The organism is Myxococcus sp. MISCRS1 (genome assembly GCF_026626605.1).
Lineage (GTDB): Bacteria > Myxococcota > Myxococcia > Myxococcales > Myxococcaceae > Myxococcus > Myxococcus fulvus.
In genome coordinates, this window is sequence record NZ_JAPNKB010000001.1 from 8613411 (window position 1) to 8633723 (window position 20313).

Sequence of the window (20313 nt, forward strand, 5' to 3'; positions counted from 1 at the left end):
TCAGTACTCCTCCACCGAGTGGCCAGCGACAACCTGGGTGATGGCCTTGTTCATCACCCGCTCGATGAAGGGCCGGGACGTCTCGTCCAGGGCGTGCACGGCCTCCTTGAGCTTCAGGTAGTCGTTGCCCTGGGCCGCCTCTCGCACGCGGGCGATGGCCGCGTCGATGGTGGCCTTCTCCCCGTCCTGGAGCAGCGAGGCGTGCTCGCCCAGCTGACGGTCCGCCTCGGCCAGCACGCGCTCGGCGTCCACGCGCTGCTCGCGCAGCTGCCGGGCCTGGATGTCGTCCTCGGCGTACTCGATGGAGTCGAGCAGCATCCGCTCGATTTCATCCTCGGTGAGGCCGTGGCTGGGCTTGACGGTGATGGACTGGGTGGCGCCGGTGCTCTGCTCCTTCGCGGAGACGGAGAGGATGCCGTCGGCGTCCACCTGGAAGCGCACCTCCACGCGCGCCATGCCGGCGGCGAGCGGGGGGATGCCGGAGAGCGTGAAGCGCGCGAGGCTGCGGTTGTCCTCCACCAGCTCCCGCTCGCCCTGCACCACGTGCACGTCCAGGCCCGTCTGCGCGTCCTTGAACGTGGTGAACACCTGCGCCGCCGCGGTGGGGATGGTGGAGTTGCGCTGGATGAGCTTCTCGGTGATGCCGCCCATCGTCTCGAGCCCGAGCGACAGCGGAATCACGTCCAAGAGCAGCACCTCGTCCTGCCGGTCCGCGTTGGTGAGCAGGTCCGCCTGCACCGCGGCGCCCAGCGCCACCACCTGGTCCGGGTCGATGTCGCCCAGCGGCTCGCGGCCGAACATCTCCGCCACGAAGCGGCGCACCGCCGGCACACGCGTGGAGCCGCCCACCAGGATGACGCCGTCCAGCTCGCCCGCCGCCACGCCCGCGTCCTTCAGGGCCCGGCGGCACACGATGCCCGTCTTCGCCACCAGCGGCTGGATCCAGGCGTCGAAGTCCGCGCGCTTCACCGCGTGCGTCCGGCCATCCACCGTGACGGTGGCCTCGGCAGCGTCGGTGAGGGCCTCCTTGGCCTTGCGCGAGGACGCGAGCGCCTCGGCGACCAGGGCAGGGGAGGGCTCGGTGATTCCGAGCGCCTCGAACACCTTCGTGGCAATCGCCCGGTCGAAGTCGTCGCCGCCCAGGGCCGAATCGCCGCCGGTGGACTTCACCTCGAAGACGCCGTCCACCAGCTTGAGGATGGAGATGTCGAAGGTGCCGCCGCCCAGGTCGTAGACGGCGAAGGTGCCCTGGCTGCCCTTGTCCAGGCCGTACGCGAGCGCGGCGGCGGTGGGCTCGTTGAGCAGGCGCAGCACCTCCAGGCCCGCGAGCCGCCCCGCGTCCTTGGTGGCCTGGCGCTGGGCGTCGTCGAAGTACGCCGGCACGGTGATGACGGCCTGCTCCACCTTGCTGGAGAACTGCGCCTCGGCGCGGCGCTTCAGCGCACGCAGGATTTCGCCGGAGACCTCAATCGGCGTCACCGGGTTGCCGCCCGACACATCGAAGCGGACCACCTTGGCGCCGGGGACGAACTTGTAGTGGCCCAGCTTGCGCGTCTCGGCGTCCTCGGGGCCTCGGCCCATGAAGCGCTTCACCGACGCGATGGTGTCCGTGGGGTGCGAGGCCGCGAGAGCGCGAGCCCGGACGCCCACCACCACGCCGCCGTCCTGGCCGTAGTGCACCACGGAGGGCAAGAGCAGCGAGTCGCCCTCGTCCACCGGGACGCAGCGGGGCTTGCCCTGCGTCACCGCCGCCACCAGCGAGTGGGTGGTGCCCAGGTCGATGCCCACCGCCTGGCCCTTGGGCTTGAGCGGATCATGGATCTGCAGGTAGCCGTTCTTGCTCACGACAGACTCTCCTCCTCGAACGCTTCCACCTGCTCGAGAAAGCGCGTGAAGTAGCGCACCCGACCCAGGGCATGCGACGCCTTTCTCACCGGAGACTGTGAGTCACCCTCGCCCTCCAGGGCGCGCAGGGCACCGGCCGCCTCGTCGAGCGCCGCCTTGCGCCGCCCCTCCACCTGGGTGCCCATGGCCTGCACCCGCGCCAGGTCCTTCTTCTCCATCGCGGTGTCGAGCGCCTCGCGCAGCTCCATGACCTCCTCGAGGAACTCCAGGGGCATGTCCTTCTGCGCGCCCGCGTCCTCTCGGTCCAGGTCCACGCCGTGGAGCTTGAGCAGGTAGAAGGCGCGGCGCACCGGGTCCTTGAGCGCCTTGAAGGCCTCGTTGAGGGCGGTGGTGCCCTCCAGGGCCTTGAGGCGCTCGCGCGCGTCGGCCTGGGCCACGCGGTCCGGATGCAGCTGGAGCGACAGCTCGCGGTACTGCTTCTCCAGCGCCGGCACGTCCACGTCATAGGCGCGCGGCAGCCCGAAGACGTCGAAGTGGGTCCTCACTCGGTGTGCTCCATGGGGGCAGGGGGCGGATAAACGAAAGGGGCCCGGCGGCTGGCCGGACCCCGCGTGACTGAAGGTCCCCCGCGCGAGGCGAGGGACGAGGGCTGTCCCCACGTCAGACGGAGAAGCTCTCTCCGCAGCCGCACGCGGCCTTGATGTTGGGGTTGTTGAGCTTGAAGCCGGAGGCCATGAGCGTCTGCTCGAAGACCAGCTCCGTGCCGATGAGGTACAGGTAGCTCTTCGGGTCCACGAAGACGCGCACGCCGTCCTTCTCGAAGATCTTGTCGCGCTCGCGGGCCTTCTCGGACCACTCCATGGAGTACTGGAGGCCCGAGCACCCGCCGCCCTTCACGGCCAGCCGCAGGCCGGCCTCGGGCGTCTGGCGCTGCTCCAGGAGCTCCTTGAGCCGCGCCACGGCGCTGTCCGCCACGACGATGCCCTTGGGGGCGGCCTTGGCCACGGGCGCCGCGTTGGCCACCGGGCCGGGCGTCATCTGCTGGGTCGCCTGTTCGCTCATGGGTTCACCTCCTGGAGTCATGTGGAGAGCACCGTGCTCCCAGGACTCAAGATGCCTGGGCCTTGCGCGCGGCGCGCTTCTTCTTGAAGTCCTCGATGGCCGCCTTGATGGCGTCCTCGGCGAGGACCGAGCAGTGGATCTTCACCGGCGGCAGCGCGAGCTCCCGGGCCACGTCCTTGTTGGAGATGGTCATCGCCTGGTCCACCGTCTTGCCCTTCACCCACTCGGTGACGAGCGACGAGGACGCGATGGCGGAGCCACAGCCGAAGGTCTTGAACCGCGCGTCCTCGATGAGGCCGTCGTCCGAGATCTTCAGCTGCAGGCGCATCACGTCGCCGCACGCGGGCGCGCCGACCAGACCCGTGCCGACGTTCGGGTCTTCCTTGTCCATCGTCCCGACGTTGCGGGGGTTCTCGTAGTGGTCGATGACCTTGTCGCTGTAAGCCATGCCAACTCCTTCAACCGATGCTTCGCACCAAAGGTTCCGGCGAGCAATGCCCACCGTCCGGGGAGCCATGCGCCCCGCTGATTGCTCGGGAAGGCGCGCTAATGCGCCGTCCACTCGATGCTCTTGAGGTCGATGCCTTCCTTGGCCATCTCGTACAGCGGGCTCATGTCGCGCAGCTTGCGCACCTTGTCCACGACGAGCTGGACGACGTAGTCGACCTCCTCCTCCGTGGTGAAGCGCCCCAGGCCGAAGCGGATGGAGCTGTGCGCCAGCTCCTCATCCACGCCCAGCGCGCGCAGCACATACGAGGGCTCCAGCGAGGCGGACGTGCACGCGGAGCCGGACGACACCGCCACGTCCTTGATGCCCATCATCAGGGACTCGCCCTCGGCGTGGGCGAAGGAGATGTTGAGGTTGCCCGGCAGGCGGTGCTCCAGCGAGCCGTTGATGATGGTCATGTCCAGCGCGTCCGTGAGGCCCTTGCGCAGCTTCTCGCGCAGCCGGAGGATCCGCGCGGACTCCTCGGCCAGCTCCTCGCGCGCCAGCTGCGCCGCGTGGCCGAAGCCGACGATGGCCGACACGTTGAGCGTGCCCGAGCGCATGCCGCGCTCATGGCCGCCGCCGTCGATGATGGGGGCGATGCGCACGCGCGGCTTGCGGCGCACGTACAGCGCGCCGATGCCCTTGGGGCCGTACATCTTGTGCGAGGTGATGGAGGCCAGGTCCACCTTCATGGCCTCGACATCGAAGGGCACCTTGCCGATGCCCTGCACCGCGTCGCAGTGGAAGAGGATGCCCTTCTTGCGGCACAGCGCGCCAATCTCCGCGATGGGCTGCACCACGCCAATCTCGTTGTTGGCGAACATGATGGAGACCAGCACCGTGCGAGGCGTCATCGCCTCCTCGAGCTTCTCCAGGTTGACCCGGCCGTCCTGCTCCACGTCCAGGTACGTCACGCGCGCGCCGCCGGTGGGCAGGTCCGCCCACTTCTTGTACGTCGCGTCGTTCTCCAAATCATGCTTCGCGGAGAGCTCCGTCACCTCCTCGGGCGACACGTCGCGCTCGGCGAGCTGCGACAGGCGCAAGAGCTTGAGCTCGTCCAGGCGCTCCTGGCGCACGCGCTCCAGGCGCTTGCAGGTGTCCAGGATGGCCTTGTGCTCGGTCTTCAGGGTGATGATGTGGTCACCCTTCGACTTGTAGTACTCGATGACCCCCTTGATGGCCAGGTTGTCGGACTCGGTGGCGCCGGAGGTGAAGACGATCTCCTGCTCCGTCGCGCCGATGAGCTCCGCCACCTGCTGCCGGGCCTTCTTCACCGCCGCCTCGGCCTTCCAGCCGAACACGTGGTTGCGGCTGGACGCGTTGCCGAAGTCCTCGCGCAGATAGGGGAGCATCACGTCCAGCACGCGCGGGTCCAGCGGCGTGGTGGCGTGGTTGTCCATGTAGATCGGCAGCTTCACCATTGCGTCCCACACCTTCCTGAAGGGGCTTGCGACTGCCCCCGCACCCCGGCGCCACCCAGGGGGCGCGCTGCGGCGGGCATACACCGTCTCACATGAATGTGGACCGGACTGGTCAATTATAAAATCGGGTGCCCTCGGGTCAAGCGAACATAAGGCGTACGGGAGACCCGCTGGGACTGGCCGGAAGGAGGGGCTGTCGGCGTTGGAACGGCTGCGCCGGGGTGGATCAACCCGGGTGGGCCGTCCTGGCGCGGGGTGGTCCGGAATGGGGCGAGGCGGGGGCCTCATCGCGCGCAAGCGGCTGATTTCCCGAGGGGCGTGGGGCTGGCCGGGGGGCTGCAACCGGGGCGCGTCGCCAGGAGGCAGGCATGAGCGCGAACGCGAAGCGGGTGAAGGAGTCGTCGGAGTCGACAGAGCAGGGCCGTGCACAGCTCGTCCGGATGGAGGGGGGCGGTGGGGGGATGGATAAGAACCGTTACTCGGACGGCTGGCGTGCGGGGAAGCCCGCGGAGGACCCGGAGAAGATGAAGCGCTGGGGCCTCATCACCGCCCGGCCGAGCGAGTTCCTGGTCCACATGCGCCGCGGCCGCGTGCGCGACATCAGCGGCCAGGGGGCCAGCTGCTTCAAGCTGCCGGGCGACTCGGTGGCGATCGTCCCCACCAGCATCCAGCGGCTGCAGTTCACCGCGGACCAGGTGACGAGCGAGAAGGTGGGCGTGCAGGTGACGGGCCTGGCGGTGTACCGCATCGCGGATCCGCTGGTGGCCTTCCGCATGCTGAACTTCTCCTTCCCGGAGCGGGCGCAGGAGAAGCTGGCGGAGCTCTTGCGCGAGATGTTCGTGGGCGCCGCGCGCAGGCTGGTGGCCAACCTCTCCGTGGAGGAGTGCCTGTCCCGGCGCAAGGAGGGCATCGCCGCGGAGCTGATGCGCGAGATCGCACCGGTGCTGTCGGGGCAGGGGCGCCTGGAGGACTCGACGGACGCGGGCTGGGGCGTGCTGCTGGACACGATTGAGATCCAGGACGTGCGCGTCCTGTCGTCCACCGTCTTCGAGAACATGCAGGCGCGCTTCCGCCGCGAGCAGGAGCGCCAGGCCCGCGAGGCGGAGCTGGCCAAGGAGCGCTTCGTCCACCGCGAGGAGACGGAGGCCGAGCGGCAGCTGAGCCTCCAGAAGCTCGAGGCCGAGGACGAGGTGCGCCAGCGCCGGCAGACCGCGGACGAGCAGTCGCGGCTGGAGACGCTGGCCGTCGAGGCGCGCGTGGCCGAGGCGAAGCTCGCCCAGGAGCGCACGCTCAAGCAGGAGCAGGCCACGGTGGAGCGCGAGGTGGCGCTCACCAAGCTCGCCGCCGAGCAGGACGTGCGTCAGAAGAAGCAGGTGGCCGACGAACAGGCCAAGCTGGAGGCGCTCACCGCCGAGGCGCGGCTGGCCGAGGCGAAGATCGTCTCCGAGCGGCAGCTGGCGACGAGCCGCGCGCAGGTGGAGATGGAGAAGCTGTCGCGCGAGCAGGAGCTGGAGGGGGCCCGCGCGCGCATCGCCCTGGAGAAGCTCAAGCGCGAGCAGGACGCGGACGTGGGCCGCGCGAAGCTGGAGCTGGAGAAGCAGAAGCTGTTGCAGGAGGCCGAGGCCGCCCAGGCGCGCTTCGAGCTGGTGCGGCTGCAGCGCGAGCAGGAGACCGAGAGCGCCAAGGCGGCCATCGAGCTGGAGCGGCTGCGCCGCGAGCAGGAGCAGCAGAACGCGCTGGCGCAGATGGAGCTGGAGCGGCTGCGTCGGGAGCAGGAGCAGGCGGCGGCCCGGCACGAGGGGCAGCTGGCCGAGCAGCTCCAGGAGGTGGAGAAGCTCAAGGCGCAGCTGCAGGTGGTGCAGTCGCGGCGCGGCATCGCGGAGGCGGAGGTGGCCATCGCGGAGCTGGAGGTGCGGCGGGAGAACGCGCGGCAGGAGCTGGAGCTGTCGCGGGCCCGGGCCCTGCGGGACATCGAGAACACCATCAGCCCGGAGGTCATCCAGATGACGCTGGCGCAGCAGCTCCCCCAGGTGGCGGCCGCGTTCCAGCAGAAGATGGGCGAGGTCCACGTCACGGCGGTGGATGGGGCGAACCCGTTTGGCTACATCGCCGCCGCGGTGGAGGGCGTCATGGGGCTGGCGCGGTCCGCGGGCCTGAAGGTGCCCGCCTCCTCGCTTGCCCCCACGGCGCAGTAGCCCCCGGGCCGGGGCCTGCGTATACAAAGCGGGCCCTTTTGCTGGGGACGACGGAAGAGAGCGCGCATGGATGCCAAGAAGCTCGGGTTGATGGCCGTACTGGCCGGCGTGGCGGTGGTGGTGGTGCCGTGGCTGTTGCCCACCGGCCCCAGCACGGAGCTCGACGCGGCGCGTTTCCTGGAGTCCGGCAGCCTCTTCCTCGGCGCGGCCATCGTCTTCGGCGGCGGGTTGCTCACCGCGCTGACGCCCTGCGTCTACCCGCTCATCCCCATCACGGTCTCCGTCTTCGGCGCCCGCAAGGCGGAGAGCCGGGGCAAGGCGATGCTGCTCACCACGTCCTACATCGTGGGCATGGGCGTGGTGTTCAGCGGGCTGGGCATCCTGGCGGCGAAGACGGGCCAGGCGTTCGGCTCGATGTTGGGGCACCCCGCGGTGGTGACGGGGCTGGCGGTGTTCCTGCTGTTGCTCGCCTCGTCGATGTTCGGCGCGTTCGAGCTGGCGCTGCCGTCGGGGCTGCAGACGCGGCTGAACTCGGTGGGCGGCGCGGGGGTGGCGGGCGCGTTCCTGATGGGCAGCGTGTCGGGCTTCCTGGCGGCGCCGTGCACGGGGCCGGTGCTCACGGGGCTGCTCGCCTTCGTGGCGAAGACGGCGAACGTGACGCTCGGCGCGTCGCTGCTGTTCATCTACGCCTTGGGCATCGGTGTGCCGTTCTTCATCCTCGGTGTGTCCACGGTGCGGCTGCCCAAGAGCGGCGTGTGGATGGAGTGGGTGAAGAGCGTGCTGGGCATCATGCTCGTCGCGCTGGCGTTCAGCTACCTGAAGGACGCGTCGCCGTGGGCGCGTGACGTGGTGAAGGCGGCGGGCGCGGAGCTGGGGCGTCTGCCGGGCGCGGCGCTGGCGGGGGTGCTCGCGGTGGTGGGCGTGCTCCTGGGCGCGGTGCACCGCTCGTTCAAGGAAGGCGCGCGCGACTTCTCGTTCAAGGCGTTCGGTGTGGCGCTGGTGGTGGTGGCGCTGATGGTGCGCGGCGGCGCGCTGGACGCGGGCCCGGTGGGTGAGCTGTGGGTGCGCCTGGGCATGGCCGAGCGTCCGCGTGCGCCGACGTGGGCGTGGGACCACGTGATGCCCGCGAAGAAGGCGACCTTCTCCCGCGAGGCGTTCGACCAGGTGCTGGCCCAGGCGAAGGCCGAGGGGCGGCCGGTGCTCATCGACTTCTTCGCGGACTGGTGCGCGGCCTGCAAGGAGCTGGACCGCGAGACGTACCCGGCGCCGCAGGTCATCTCGCAGTCGTCCGAGGGGCAGTTCCTCACCATCAAGATCGACGCGACGAACAGCGACGACGCGCTCGACGCGCTGATGGAGCGCTTCGGCGTGGAGGGCCTGCCCACGGTGGCCTTCGTGTCGCAGACGGGCACGGAGCTCAAGCGCCCGCGCGTCACCGGCTTCCTGGAGCCCGTGCCGTTCGCCGAGCAGATGCGCAAGGCGCGCTGCACCGAGGGCGCCTCCTGCTGAGTCCGCTGTCCGCTTCGTGAGACGACGCGACGCTCAGTCGCCGTCGTCGTCGTCACACGAAGGCGCGGGGCCCCGGCCGCGGCTCGCGAGCACGCGGTCGATCATCTTCTCGTGCAGGTCGTAGAGCGGGCGGGACACGTCCTCGCCCTCCAGGTACGTGAGCGCGCCGGCGATGGCCTCAATCGTCGACATGCCGTCCGGATGCGGAGGCCTGCGCAGCCGGCGTGAATCCACGGGCGGCGGAGGCAGCTTCAGTCCGGGCAGCCTGCGCAACCCCGGCAGCCGCTGCACCATGCGGCGCGCCTGTCCCCAGCTGCCATCCAGGACGATGAGCCGCCGGGGCTTCTCGGCCTCCGGCGCGGCCGTCTGCTGCGCGTCCGGGAAGAGCAACCACGTGGAGCCGTCGTCCTCCAGCACCGACGCATCGAAGCGCTGACCCGGCGAGCCATACGAGACGATGTGACAGCGCGGCAGCGCGAGCGCCGCCATGCGCGCGGTGTTCGTCGACTTGAGCGTCTCCTTGTGGTGCCGGATGACGAGCAGCTCCGTGCGCGTGGGGATGCTCGGCAGCTCGGCGCACAGGCACAGCGGGGAAGGCAGGAAGCAGCGCGGACAGCGGCCCGCGAGGTCCTCCGGAGTTCGAGACCTCATTTCCCCTGACGGTAGCGCTCCATCAGGACGCGCGCCTCACGAAGCTTCTCCTCCACGAAGCGGTCATCCGCGTCCGGCTCGTAGTCCGCGTCCGGCACGTCGAGCTGGAAGATGGCGGAGAGCAGGATGGGCGCGACCTCCAGCCACTCGGCCGTGCGGTTGAGCGCGGCCTGCCGACGGCCCGCGAAGGTCTCCGGTCCATCCTCCGGCCCGCAGCGACAGATGCGCGCCGAGTCTCCGGAGACGTCCACGTAGAGCCCCAGCACCTCGGCGTCGACCTCGGCCGCCAGCGCGCACGTGGCCTCGCTGACGTACGCGGCCATGGCCTGCGCCGCCGAGCGCTCCGTGAGCGAGCGCACCAGGTACACCTGCCACCCGGCCTCCGACAGCGCCCCGGACTCCTGGATGGGCGTCAGCTCCGCGGGCGGGGCCTGGATGCGCGACAGCAGCCGTCGCACGGGCGCCTCCAGCCGCTCCAACCTCGCGCTCGACGCGGGGCAGAAGAAGAGGACGCGGTACTCACGACTGTCTGCTGCGGTTTCCATGGGCATACGGCGTCGCAAGCACGGCGCTGCGGGGAGGAGCTGCGTTGGCCCAAGAGGACCAAAGGATTCCCCGACCTTGCAAGTGGGGAGTTGGGTGGAGATTTCAAGACGTGGCGGACGGGAGGGCCATGCTTGACGCGGGCGCCCGACGCTCGGAGGCGACCCAGACCCCCGCGGCCAGCACCAGGAGTCCCCCCGCCACGCCCACGGGTGTGAGCGCCTCGGAGAAGACGGCCCAGCCCACCAGGGAGGCCGTGAGCGGCTCCAGGTACGTCAACGCCCCGGCCGCCGCCGTGGGCACCCGGCTCAGCCCCGCATTGAAGAGGCACGTCCCGGCAAGGCCGCACACCGCGCCCCCGGCGAGCACCTGGAGGGTGGCCGGGTCCAGCGCGGTCGGCAGCGCGTCCGTCCCGGCGATGAGCAGCAGCACCCCGGCGGACACCGGTGCGTGCAGCGAGGCCACGGCCAGGGGTGAGTAGGCTCGCGTCGCCGCCTTCGTCCCCAGGACGATGGCCGCGAAGAACAGGGCGCTGCCCGCGCCGAGCGCCGCCGTCATCCCCGTTCCTCCCTGTCCGTCGGGCCGGCCGATGAGCATCACCAGCCCCGCCAGCGTTACGGGCCCGGCCACCAGGGCCCGCACGGAGCGCTTCTCCCCCAGCACCCAGGGCGCGGCGAGCGCGAGCAGCAGGGGCGCGAGATAATGCGTGAGCACGGCCACCGACACGGGGCCCCGCTTCATGGCGGCGAAGAACAGGCTGATGTTGGCCGCGTCCGCCAGGGCCACGACGAGCAGGGCCACGGTGGCGCGCCGGTCATGGAACGGGGCGCCGCGCAGCAGCAGGGGCACCGGCAGCGACATGGCGACCAGCGCCAGGAACGCGTTCTGCGCCCAGGACAGGCCCGCGGGCCGGAGGAAGAGGGACCAGCACCCCCACAGGGTGGCCCCTGCCGCGACCATCGCGAAATGCCGCACTGCTCATGACTCCTGGTGACGTCGGAGCGCCTCGAGGCGCCGACGGGGCGCACACTAGGAACATCTGCCACACTCCGTCCATGGGGCCCCTGTTCGCCTACAGCCTGGTGCCGGTCCTGTCGGTGTCGCTCCTCTTGTGTTTCACGGCCGCGCTGCGAGGCCGCGACGCCGCGGGGCTGACGCTGTACTGCCTGGCCACCGCGTTCTGGAGCGGCTCGCTGCTGCTGCTGTGCGTGCCCCAGGCCGCGTGGCTCGGTGAGCGCTTCGCCGCCAGTGGCGCCTTCACCGCCGCCGCCTTCTTCCACACCGCGCAGGACGTCTCGCGCCAGCGCTCCCCCCGGCTGGTGGTGCTCGCGTACGTCGTGGCCACCGTCGTCACGCTGGTGGGGGCGCTCTTCCCGGACGCGCTGTACGGCCCCCTGGCGATGAGGCGGGGGCCGCTGTTCTGGCCCACCATGGCGCTGTCGGTCTCCGCGGCGGGCGTGCCCCTGGTGCTCCTGGCGCGCTCGTACCGCAAGGAGACGCCCGAGCGTCGACCGCTCCTGCGCAGCCTGGGCATTGTCGGCGCGCTCGCGTACTCGGGCGGGCTGGCCACGGCGCTGCTCCTGTCCGCCGGCTACGCGCTGCCCTTCGGCATGTACCTGGTGCTGGCCTCGCTGCTGGTGCTCGTGCACGTCATCAACGCGCACCAGCCGCCCTCCGAGCGCAGGCTCCTGGAGCGCAGCCTCGTCTACTCGGCGATGGCGGCGGTGCTGTCCGCGGGCTTCCTCTTCGGCGTGCTGACGCTGATGGCGGGCAGCGGCCAGCCCTTCCTCGCCGAGTACCGCGCGGGCGCCTTCTTCCTGCTCGCCCTGGCGGCGCTCGCCTTCGAGCCCCTGCGCCAGGGGCTCCAGGAGTGGCTGGGACGCAGGCTGCTGCGAGGGCGCGCCACGGGCACGGAGCTGGTGGCGGCGCTGGCGGAGCAGGAGACCCGCGCGGACCAGGCCGCGCGCCTGGCGGAGCTGGGGCAGTTCTCCTCGGCCGTGGCCCACGAGGTGCGAAACCCGCTGGGCGTGCTCGCCGCGCAGCTGAAGCTGCTGGAGCGCCAGGGCGCGGACGCGGACACCCTGGCCGGCATGCGCGAGCAGATTTCCCGCGCGGGGCACTTCGTCGACGAGCTGTTGCGTTATGGCCGGCCCCGCCCGCTGGAGCTGCGCCGGGTGGATGTCCATGCCACCGTGGCGCTGGCGTACTCCACCGCGCGACAGGGATTGGGCACCCTGGCGCCGGATGTCTCCTTTGACCTGGAGGAAGGCGAGCCCCTGGCCGTCGAGGCGGACCAATCCCAGCTCTCCCAGGTGTTTGTCATTGTCCTGGAGAATGCCTTGCTCGCGCTGGGGGAGGTCGCGAGGCCCAGGCTCCAGGTCCGCCTGTCTCAATCCGACACGATGCTCCAGGTCCACGTGGAGGACAGCGGTCCGGGCATCCCACCGGAGCTGTTGCCCCGGCTGTTCCAGCCCTTCGTCACGGGGCGGCGGCGCGAGGGTCCTCGTCCGGGGACAGGGCTGGGATTGGCCATCGCTCGAGGCATCCTGGAGCGCCACGGAGGCACCGTGCGGGCCAGCCGCTCCGAGTCGCTGGGGGGCGCATGTTTCACCCTCACGTTGCCGCTGAAGCAGCCCGCACCGCTCTCCGCCGCTGCGTCATGACACCCCGCGGGGCCGTGTCGTGTTGTCATCACAACACCCCACCTTGGACGTTCCCTCCTCATCCCAGGGGTGGCGTGTTTGTAAGAATAAGGGGGTGTCGGCAATAAAGCAGACCTGACGCGTTCTCTGGTCAAGGAGGAGGGGCAATGCGCTCGAGGCCGCGATTGAGGGTGGTGGAGCCTCCGTCAGGGGAGCCAGGCTCGGACTTCGAGGCCTTCGCCCGTCAGTATCAGCCGCTGTTGTTTGCCATTCTTCGCAAGTACTGTGTCGGGATTGAACACGAAGTGGAGGACTTGGTGCACGATGTATTGCTTCGTGCGCTCCTCCGGTGGGAGCACCTACAGCGATGGGACTCCTTCAAGCAGCGCTCGTGGCTGGGGCGGGTGGCGGAGAACTGTTTCCTGGACCGGTGTCGGCGTCGCCGCAGTGAGTCGGACCGGCTGCGGGGGCTGCTCGAGCTGTCGGTGGACGCGGAGGAGCACGACGCGCTGGAGCAGGACGAACTCTGGGGCTACGTCGGCGTGGAGGACTTGCGGTGGGCGCTGAGCTTCCTGAGCCCCACCTTGCGTCGGACGTTCGAGCTGTATCTCCAAGGGTGGTCCTACTCGCGAATCGCCCGGGAGACGGGCGTGGCGCCGGGCACGGTGGGGGCGCGGCTGCACCACGCGCGGTTGGAGCTGCGCGAGGTCTTGAGGGAGACGGCTGAGCGGCGTCGGCGGGAGCGGAGGCAATGACGGTTGATTGCAAGGACTTGCAACGCTTCCTCGATGGACAGATGCAGGCTCGGGAGCAGGGGAGGTTCCGACAGCATCTGGGGGGCTGCGGCGCGTGCGAGGCGCGCTTCCGGGAGTCGATGCAGCTCGAGCTGCTCGCGCACCTCGCGCAGGCGCAGGAGGTGGCCTCGTCGGACGCGCCCGCGCCATCGGCGCCCGCGGAGCGGCGGGCTCGGCGGACGTGGCTCCGGGGGCTGCGCGGGCTCGAGGTGTTGGTGGCGGGCGTCGCGGTGTGGATGATTCTGCCCCTCTCCCTCCCGTGGGGCGGGGAGCAGAGCGCCTGGCTGTCCGCGGAAGGCCCTCGCGTGCTGGAGGGGCGGGTGACGTATCGGGCGGTGGATGCCCACCATCGACCGTATGTGCCGGACCGGGGGGCTGACGCGGCGCAATCGCCGGTGCCCTCGCTGCCGCTGCAGGACTTGTGGCGGATGGAGGCGCGCGGAGATCTCCACGGCGTCGCCACGGCCTATCTGCTCCATGGCGCGCCCCGACAGGCACAGGCCTTCTTGAAGCGCATGCCCGCCTCGGCGGACCGGGATTGCGACCTGGCGCTGCTGGCCCTGGAGCAGGCGCGACAGGAGGGCTCGCTCGACACCCGACCGGCGCGGCTGGAGGAAGCGCTGGAGCTGCTCTCGGGGGTCCTGCGCGAGTGGCCTCGACACCCCCAGGCCCTGTGGAACCGGGCCCTGGCGTTGAGCGAGCTGGGGCTGCCGCTCCTGGCGGCCGACGCGTTCGGTGAGGTCGCCCGGTTGGGGGAGCCCGGGTGGAGCGAGGAGGCGGCGCAGCGCGAGCGCGTGCTTCGCGAGTCCACCTCGCTGCGCGCCCGGGCCTGGAAGGACGCCTACGAGTCGGTGCGGGAGCTGGTGACGGATTCGTCCGCGCCCCTGCCGCTCGCCGCGGCGCGTGAGCATCCCGGCATCCTCCGGCTCGGCTTCTACGATGCGGTGAGGGCGGCGCCCTCGCGTGAGGCGGTGCTGCGCCTGGAGCCGCTGGCGCGCGTGCTCGACGACCGCTACGGCGGGAGCGTGCTTCGCACGTGGCTCGCGCGGGTGGCGGAGCGGGACTTCACGCACCGGGGGCCGCTCGCGCGGTTGTATGGGCGGCTCGTGATGGGCTCGCTCGCTCCGGCGGGTGAGGTGCTGGAGACGCTCCGGCGCTCGGGCGAGGAGGACTTGTACCTGGGCGCGCTGGTCCTCGCGGACGCACAGCGGCAGCCCGTCGACTCGCAGTCGGTGATTCGTCTGGCGCGTGCCTCCGGGGACCCGTGGATGCGCGTTCTCGCGGACCAGGAGCAGGCGAAGCTCTGGCAGCGCGAGGGCCAGTGGTGGAAGGCCGAGCAACGCTTGTTGGATGCGCTGGATACCTGCCAGAAGCAGGGGTTGGTGTACCGCTGCCTGGGCCTGCAGCGGAGGCTCGCCGACCTCTACCTGGACCAGCACCGCCCCGCGGAGGCCTTCCAGCACGCGTGGAAGGGGTGGGCGCGCGCGCTGGAGGCCCGGGAGTGGCGCTTCGAGCAGGAGTTCCTCCAGGAGCTGGCGGACGTGGCGCGCTACCAGCACGCGTTCACCACCGCGCGCGCGTATCTGGAGGAGTCCCTGGGCCGCATGCCGGAGGACTGCGCCCAGCGCACGCATGTGCATCGGACCGTGGCGTTGCTGGAGTGGCAGCGCTTCCGACCGGAGGCCGCGCGCGCGGCGCTGGAGCGCGCGATGGAGTGTGAGCGGCCGCTGGGGCTGACGGGCGCCTGGGTGTTGTCGGAGATGGCGCGCTCGGTGCCTCGGCCGCGGGACGGCGCGCTGCTGCGTCGGGCCCTGGCTGACTTGCGACGGGGGCCTGTCTCTCCCGGGCTGGAGTCGCTGCTGCTCGTCATCGAGGGGCAGTTCCTGCTCGCGCAACCGGGCAGCTCCGGCCGTGAGCTGGTGCATCGGGCACTGTCGATGGCGGACCTCGAGCCGGACAGCGTCGATGCGCGCAAGGCCCGCGCCTTCGGCTACTCCGCGCTGCTCTCCGAGGCGGGGCGCACGGGGGCGTGGGATGAAGCCCTGACGCTGATGGCACACGAGCTGCGTGTGGAGCCCGTGGCGCAGCGCTGCCTGCTCGCGGTGTCCGTGCAACACGAGCGGACCCTCGTCCTCGTGCGTGGGCCCTTGGGAGAGCTGAAGGGGGCGTACTCCACGGGGCGCCAGGTGCCGCTGCGCGACGAGGCCACGGGCCTGGTGCCCGCCGAACTGGTGAAGGAGCTGTCGGGCTGCGACCACGTCGACGTGCTCACCCGTCCTCCGGTCCATGGGCTCGCGGGGTTGTTGCCGGACTCGCTCGCGTGGAGCTACCGCGTGGGGCGGGGGGCGCGGGGAGTGCCTGCTCGCACCGGGCCCTCGACCCACCTGGTCGTCACCGAGGTGGCGAGCCCGCCTTCCCTGCGGCTGTCGAGGCTGGCCCCGTTGACGCCGCCTCGCGTGCCGGACCCGTGGCGCGTGGAGCTGCGCGGCGCGGAGGCGACACCCACGCGCGTGCTCTCCGAGATGGCCCAGGCGTCGGAGGTGGAGCTCCACACGCATGGGCTGTTCAGCGCGTCCCAGTCGGATGCGTCCATGGTGGTGCTCGCGCCGGAGGCCGACGGCAGCTACGTGCTGACGGTCGACAAGGTCCGCCAGGCGCGGTTGAGCCACGCGCCGCTGGTGTTGCTGGCCACCTGTGGGGCCGCGAGGACGGCGCCCTTTCCCCACGAGTCCTTCAGCCTTCCCATGGCCTTCATCGAGGCGGGCGCGAGCGCGGTGCTGGCGGCGTCCGTGGAGATTCCCGACTCCGCGGGCGCCTTCTTCGAGCGGGTGCGCGAGCGCATCCGCGCGGGAGAGCGCCCCTCGGTGGCGTTGAGGGACTTGCGCGCCTCGTGGTTGCTCGAGCGCCCCGACGACGCCCGCTGGCTGTCGCGCGTGCTGCTGTTCGAGTGAGCCCTCCTCGCGGCACGCGCGCTCCCTGCCCGCTGGGAGGTGGGAGGTTCAACGCAACAAGAAGGACCTGGGGCGTCTTGTTCCATGAGGACCGCGCGCTCCCGCATCCGGCGGGAGAGGGACGAGGTCCCAGGAGCCGCGTGCCATGACGGGCAGGATGAACGAGGCGCAGTCTTCGGAGCAGCTCACCGCGACGGTGATGCTCCCGGAGGTCCACCCCCCCACTCCGGGACCGTCCTCTGACGTGGAGCCGGGTGGCGCCGGGGAGGTGGCCGTGCCGCCGCCTTCCTCCAAACCGGACGTGAGGGACCCGCCTCCGGGTGGGCCGCCGGGGTGAGCGCGTGCGCGGCCGAAGGCGCGCGTTGCTCGTAGGGCATCCGAGCGGGCGTCCGAGGTGCTCGGTGTCAGTCCCACCACGTCCCGGGGCCACCCGGCCCCAGGGCCCGGAGCGATGTCCTGGAGCCACCGGAACCCAGCGTGACTGCGTCGGTTTCCAGACGACGACCCAAGGATTCCGGGTGGCTGCGTTTCGAGTGGGCGTGGAAGGAGGGCGAGGGGTCGATGAAGGACCATCGCATTGCCTCGGTGAAGCGATTCGCCGTGGCCTACAGTGCCCGCGTGGCACACGAAGGCTTCGAGGAGTTTGCTCAGCGCGTCAGGCCCATGCTCGTGGCCCTGGCGAAGCGTCTGTGCGGTCAGGGGGGCATCGACCCGGAGGACCTGGCGCAGGAGGCGCTGGTGCGCGCGCTCGTGCACCACGCGGCGTTGTCCGCGCAGCCGGAGCCCGTGTATCGCGCGTGGCTGTGCCGGGCGTTGACCAATCATTTCCTGGACCAGTGCCGCAAGCGCCGCACGGAGCTGCTGGAGCAGGAGCGCCGGGACATCCGGCTCGTGCGCGAGGACGTGGGCTCTCCCGACGCGGTGACGGGGGAGATGTGGGAGCGGATCTCCGACGCGGACCTGCTCAAGGCCATCGCCCGGCTGCCCAACGCCCGCGTGCGTGAGGCCTTCGAGCTGCACGCCAAGGGCCTGCGCTACCGGGCCATCGCCCAGCGCATGGGCGTGCCCGAGGGCACCGTGGGCAGCTGGCTGTTCCAGGCGCGCAAGGAGCTGCGCGAGTTGCTGATGCCGCTGACGGATGGCGGAGGGGACGCATGAGCCCCCCGTGTCACAAGCTGTACCTGTTCCTGGATGGTGAGCTGCCCCCGGTCGACGAAGAGAACTTCCGCCACCACCTGGCGCGCTGTCCCATGTGCGCCACGGGCCTGCACGAGGCGATGCAGCTCGAGCTGCTCGGCTTCCAGGCGCTCCACGAGGAGGGGCTGCCGTCCGATGACGCGCTGACCGCCGCGCCGGAGGTGGTGTTGCCCGCGTGGCCCACGCCGCCCTGGCCCCGGCCGTCGTGGCGACAGCGGCTGCGCTCGCTGAGCCCCACGCGGCCGCGCGCCGTGCATGTCTGGGCCGTGGGAGGCGTGGCGCTGGCCGCGGTGCTGCTGGCGCTGGTGCTGGCCGTGCCGATGTCGCGCGAGGCGCCGCCCGAGGTGTGGGGCGCCCATGTCGAGCAGCGAGGGCTGGAGGGGCGCGTGGCGTATGCGCGGGCGGATGGGTATCGGCGCTACGTGCCGATGCGCGCCGGGCCCGGGGCGCCGGAGTCGACGACGCCCCTGCCGCTGAGCGAGCTCGCCGAGCTGGAGGAGCAGGGAGACCTGCACGGCATCGCCGCCGCGTACCTGGTGCGGCAGGACTGGCGTCAGGCGTCGGATTTCCTGCGACGCACGCGGCCTTCCGTCGACCGCGACAGCGACCTGGCCCTCATCGCGCTGGAGCAGGGGCGGCGCGAGGAGGCGCTGGAGCTGCTGGAGGCCGTGCTGCGCGCGGCGCCGGACCATCCCCAGGCCCTGTGGAACCGGGCGCTGGTGCTGCGCGAGCTGGGGCTGTCGCTCCAGGCGGCCGAGGCCTTCGACGCGGTGGTGAGGCTGGCAGAGCCGGGCTGGAGCGAGGAGGCGCGCCTTCGCGCCACGGCGCTGCGCAGCGAGACGAACCTGCGCTCGCGCGACTTCCACGATGCCCGCGCGGCGGCGCAGAACCTCGCTTCGTTGGATGGCTCGCGCCTTCCGCTCGAGGAGGCCCGCCGCTTCCCGGGCGTGGTGCGCCTGGTCTTCTATGACGCGGTGAGGGCCGCGCCCACGCGCGAGGCGGTGCTGCGACTGCTGCCGCTCGCGCGGGTGCTGGACGAGGTCCAGGGGGGCTCCACGCTGGCCGACACCGTGAACCGCGTCTCGCTCGCGGACTTCGAGCGCCGAGGGCCCCTGGCGCGCGACTACGCCCGGCTGCTTCGCCAGGAGCACGCCGCCCCGGACGCGTTCCTGGAGACGCTGCGACGCTCCGGAGAGGACGACCTGTACCTGGGCGCGCTCGTCACGCTGGACGCGGCGGAGCGGCACCTGGACGACTTCGAGCGCATCGCGCGGGCCAGCCAGGACGCGTGGCTGGTGCTGCTGGCCGAGCGCGAGCTGTCCGTGCGCGAGGAGCGCGAGGGGCAGTGGTGGAAGGCGGAGCAGCGGCTGCGCGCGGCCCTGGCGTCCTGCACGGGGCGGGGGCTGGCGTACCGGTGCGCGACGCTGCGGCGCAGGCTCGCGGACCTCTTCGTGCGCCTGCACCGCCCGGCCGACGCGCTGGAGGAGGCTCGCGAGGGCCTGCGTCTGACGCGTGAGTTGGGCGAATGGAACCTGGAGCAGCAGTTCCTCCAGGAGATGGCGCAGATCGCCCGCTACCGCCACAGCGCCGCCAGCGCGCGCGCGTTCCTGCGCGAGTCGCTGTCGCGCATCCCCGATGACTGCGAGCAGCGCACGTACGTGCACCGCAACCTGGCCTCCGTGGCGTGGGCGGACTTCCGTCCGGACGAGGCGCGCGACGAACTGGAGCAGGCCACGCGCTGCGGACGTCCCCTGGGCATGCCCGGCGCCTGGGTGTTGTCCCATCTGGCCCGCCATGGCGCGCAGGTGCGCGACGAGGACCTGATGCGGCGCACGCTGGGCGAGCTGCGACGCGGCCCGCGCACGCCGGGGGAGCTGGCGCTGCTGTCCTTCCTGGAGGGCCAGTTCATGCTGGAGCGCGAGCGCGCGTCCGGGCGTGAGCTGCTGCTCGGCGCCATCGACGCGGCCCAGGCGCTCCCGCTCGACGTGGACGCTCGCAAGGCCCGCACCTTCGCCTATGGCGTGCTGGTGAGCGACGCGGGCCGCGCCGGCGCGCAGGAGCAGGTGCTGGAGCTGATGGGCCAGGCCCTGCGCGTGCCCGTGCCGGAGCGCTGCGTGCTCGCCGTGGCGGTGGACCACGAGCGCACGGTGGCCGCCGTGAAGGACTCCCAGGGGGCGCTCGTGGGCACGTACGACGACCACCGCACCGCGCCCCTGCATGCTTCCGCCGACGGGCTCGTCCCGGCGAGGCTGGTGGCGGCCCTGCGCGGCTGCGCGCACGTGGATGTGCTGGCCCTTCCTCCCGTGCATGGCCTGCCGGGCCTCCTGCCGGCGGACCTGGCGTGGAGCTACCGCGTGGGTCGCTCGGGCGTCGCCCCGGAGACGCGCGGACAGGCGGGCCATCACCTGGTGGTGACGGGCGTGGAGGCGCCCCGCTCGCTGGGCCTCGAGAAGCTCCAGCCCCTGGAGGCGCCGCGCGTCCCGGACCCGCTGCGGGTGGAGCTGCGAGGCGCGGCGGCCACCCCCTCGCGCGTGCTGCGCGAGATGGCCCAGGCGCGGGAGATAGAGCTCCACACCCATGGCCTCTTCAGCCCGGAGCTGTCGGACGCCTCGCTGCTGGTGCTGGCGCCCGAGGAGGATGGCCGCTACGCGCTCTCGGCGACGCAGGTGCGCGAGCAGCCGCTGCACGGCGCGCCCCTGGTGCTGCTCGCCGCGTGTGGCGCCGCCCGCGCCGCGCCCTTCCTCCACGAGTCGGTGAGCCTGCCGGTGGCCTTCATCGAGGCGGGCGCGCGCACCGTGCTCGCCTCCACCGGCGACATCCCCGACACCGCGGGGCGCTTCTTCGAGTCCGTGCGCGAGCGCATCCGCGCCGGAGCCCCGGCCTCCCAGGCCCTGCGCGACGAGCGCCTGGCGTGGCTGTCGCGCGAGCCCTCCGCGACCTGGCCCGCCCTCGTCCTGCTGTTCGAGTGAAGTGTCCGCTCCTCAAGGATTCCGACCCGCCACGTTCTGGTGTT

Annotated in this window: 16 protein-coding genes; 8 read left to right on the forward strand and 8 right to left on the reverse strand. The window is 71.5% G+C overall.

Annotation, left to right across the window (positions count from 1 at the left end; translation table 11 throughout):
- The 5 genes from hscA to OWM54_RS34540 form a co-directional block, all read right to left on the reverse strand.
- Complete coding sequence (gene hscA, locus OWM54_RS34520; RefSeq protein ID WP_267700202.1) at positions 1-1845, reverse strand: Fe-S protein assembly chaperone HscA; 1845 nt, start codon at positions 1843-1845, stop codon at positions 1-3.
- A complete protein-coding gene (hscB, locus tag OWM54_RS34525) occupies positions 1842-2390 on the reverse strand; it encodes a Fe-S protein assembly co-chaperone HscB (RefSeq protein WP_223745614.1) in 549 nt (182 codons plus the stop codon). Before hscB ends, hscA begins: the two co-directional genes overlap by 4 nt.
- 115 nt (positions 2391-2505) lie before the next feature.
- Positions 2506-2907, reverse strand: a complete 402-nt coding sequence (locus OWM54_RS34530) for a HesB/IscA family protein (RefSeq protein WP_141325174.1) — start codon at positions 2905-2907, stop codon at positions 2506-2508.
- Positions 2908-2953: 46 nt separating this feature from the next.
- A complete protein-coding gene (gene iscU, locus OWM54_RS34535) occupies positions 2954-3355 on the reverse strand; it encodes a Fe-S cluster assembly scaffold IscU (protein WP_015351027.1) in 402 nt (133 codons plus the stop codon).
- A gap of 98 nt (positions 3356-3453) precedes the next feature.
- Complete coding sequence (locus OWM54_RS34540; RefSeq protein WP_223784136.1) at positions 3454-4815, reverse strand: IscS subfamily cysteine desulfurase; 1362 nt, start codon at positions 4813-4815, stop codon at positions 3454-3456.
- 371 nt (positions 4816-5186) lie between these two features.
- Here OWM54_RS34540 and OWM54_RS34545 point away from each other — a divergent pair, with 371 nt between their 5' ends.
- Positions 5187-7013: an SPFH domain-containing protein gene (locus OWM54_RS34545; RefSeq protein ID WP_141325172.1), complete on the forward strand. Its 1827-nt coding sequence runs from the start codon at positions 5187-5189 to the stop codon at positions 7011-7013.
- A 66-nt stretch (positions 7014-7079) separates the two neighbouring features.
- The gene (locus OWM54_RS34550) at positions 7080-8522 is read left to right on the forward strand and encodes a protein-disulfide reductase DsbD family protein (protein ID WP_267700204.1); all 1443 of its coding nucleotides are present in this window, start codon (positions 7080-7082) and stop codon (positions 8520-8522) included.
- A 33-nt stretch (positions 8523-8555) separates the two neighbouring features.
- Here OWM54_RS34550 and OWM54_RS34555 read toward each other — a convergent pair whose 3' ends face one another.
- The 3 genes from OWM54_RS34555 to OWM54_RS34565 all read right to left on the reverse strand — a co-directional run bounded on the left by OWM54_RS34555 (position 8556) and on the right by OWM54_RS34565 (position 10691).
- Positions 8556-9173 (reverse strand): tRNA-uridine aminocarboxypropyltransferase, encoded by a 618-nt coding sequence (locus tag OWM54_RS34555; RefSeq protein ID WP_267700205.1) that lies wholly within the window; start codon positions 9171-9173, stop codon positions 8556-8558.
- Positions 9170-9718, reverse strand: a complete 549-nt coding sequence (locus tag OWM54_RS34560; protein WP_141325169.1) for a hypothetical protein — start codon at positions 9716-9718, stop codon at positions 9170-9172. Before OWM54_RS34560 ends, OWM54_RS34555 begins: the two co-directional genes overlap by 4 nt.
- Positions 9719-9821: 103 nt before the next feature.
- Positions 9822-10691 carry a DMT family transporter gene (locus tag OWM54_RS34565; RefSeq protein WP_223745618.1) on the reverse strand — a complete coding sequence of 290 codons (870 nt, stop codon included), beginning with the start codon at positions 10689-10691 and terminating at the stop codon, positions 9822-9824.
- An 80-nt stretch (positions 10692-10771) separates the two neighbouring features.
- On the opposite strand from OWM54_RS34565, the gene OWM54_RS34570 reads away from it, so the two are divergent.
- The 6 genes from OWM54_RS34570 (at position 10772) to OWM54_RS34595 (ending at position 20269) form a co-directional block, all read left to right on the forward strand.
- The gene (locus OWM54_RS34570; RefSeq protein WP_223745619.1) at positions 10772-12379 is read left to right on the forward strand and encodes a sensor histidine kinase; all 1608 of its coding nucleotides are present in this window, start codon (positions 10772-10774) and stop codon (positions 12377-12379) included.
- 146 nt (positions 12380-12525) lie between these two features.
- Positions 12526-13113: an RNA polymerase sigma factor gene (locus OWM54_RS34575; RefSeq protein WP_267700206.1), complete on the forward strand. Its 588-nt coding sequence runs from the start codon at positions 12526-12528 to the stop codon at positions 13111-13113.
- Complete coding sequence (locus OWM54_RS34580; protein ID WP_267700207.1) at positions 13110-16103, forward strand: CHAT domain-containing protein; 2994 nt, start codon at positions 13110-13112, stop codon at positions 16101-16103. Before OWM54_RS34575 ends, OWM54_RS34580 begins: the two co-directional genes overlap by 4 nt.
- Before the next feature lie 145 nt (positions 16104-16248).
- The gene (locus tag OWM54_RS34585) at positions 16249-16440 is read left to right on the forward strand and encodes a hypothetical protein (protein WP_141325164.1); all 192 of its coding nucleotides are present in this window, start codon (positions 16249-16251) and stop codon (positions 16438-16440) included.
- Between the two features lie 224 nt (positions 16441-16664).
- The gene (locus OWM54_RS34590) at positions 16665-17261 is read left to right on the forward strand and encodes an RNA polymerase sigma factor (protein ID WP_223784057.1); all 597 of its coding nucleotides are present in this window, start codon (positions 16665-16667) and stop codon (positions 17259-17261) included.
- On the forward strand, positions 17258-20269 hold the full coding sequence (locus OWM54_RS34595; RefSeq protein WP_267700208.1) for a CHAT domain-containing protein: 3012 nt from the start codon (positions 17258-17260) through the stop codon (positions 20267-20269). The genes OWM54_RS34590 and OWM54_RS34595 overlap by 4 nt, the downstream gene beginning before the upstream one ends.
- Positions 20270-20313 lie beyond the last annotated feature (44 nt).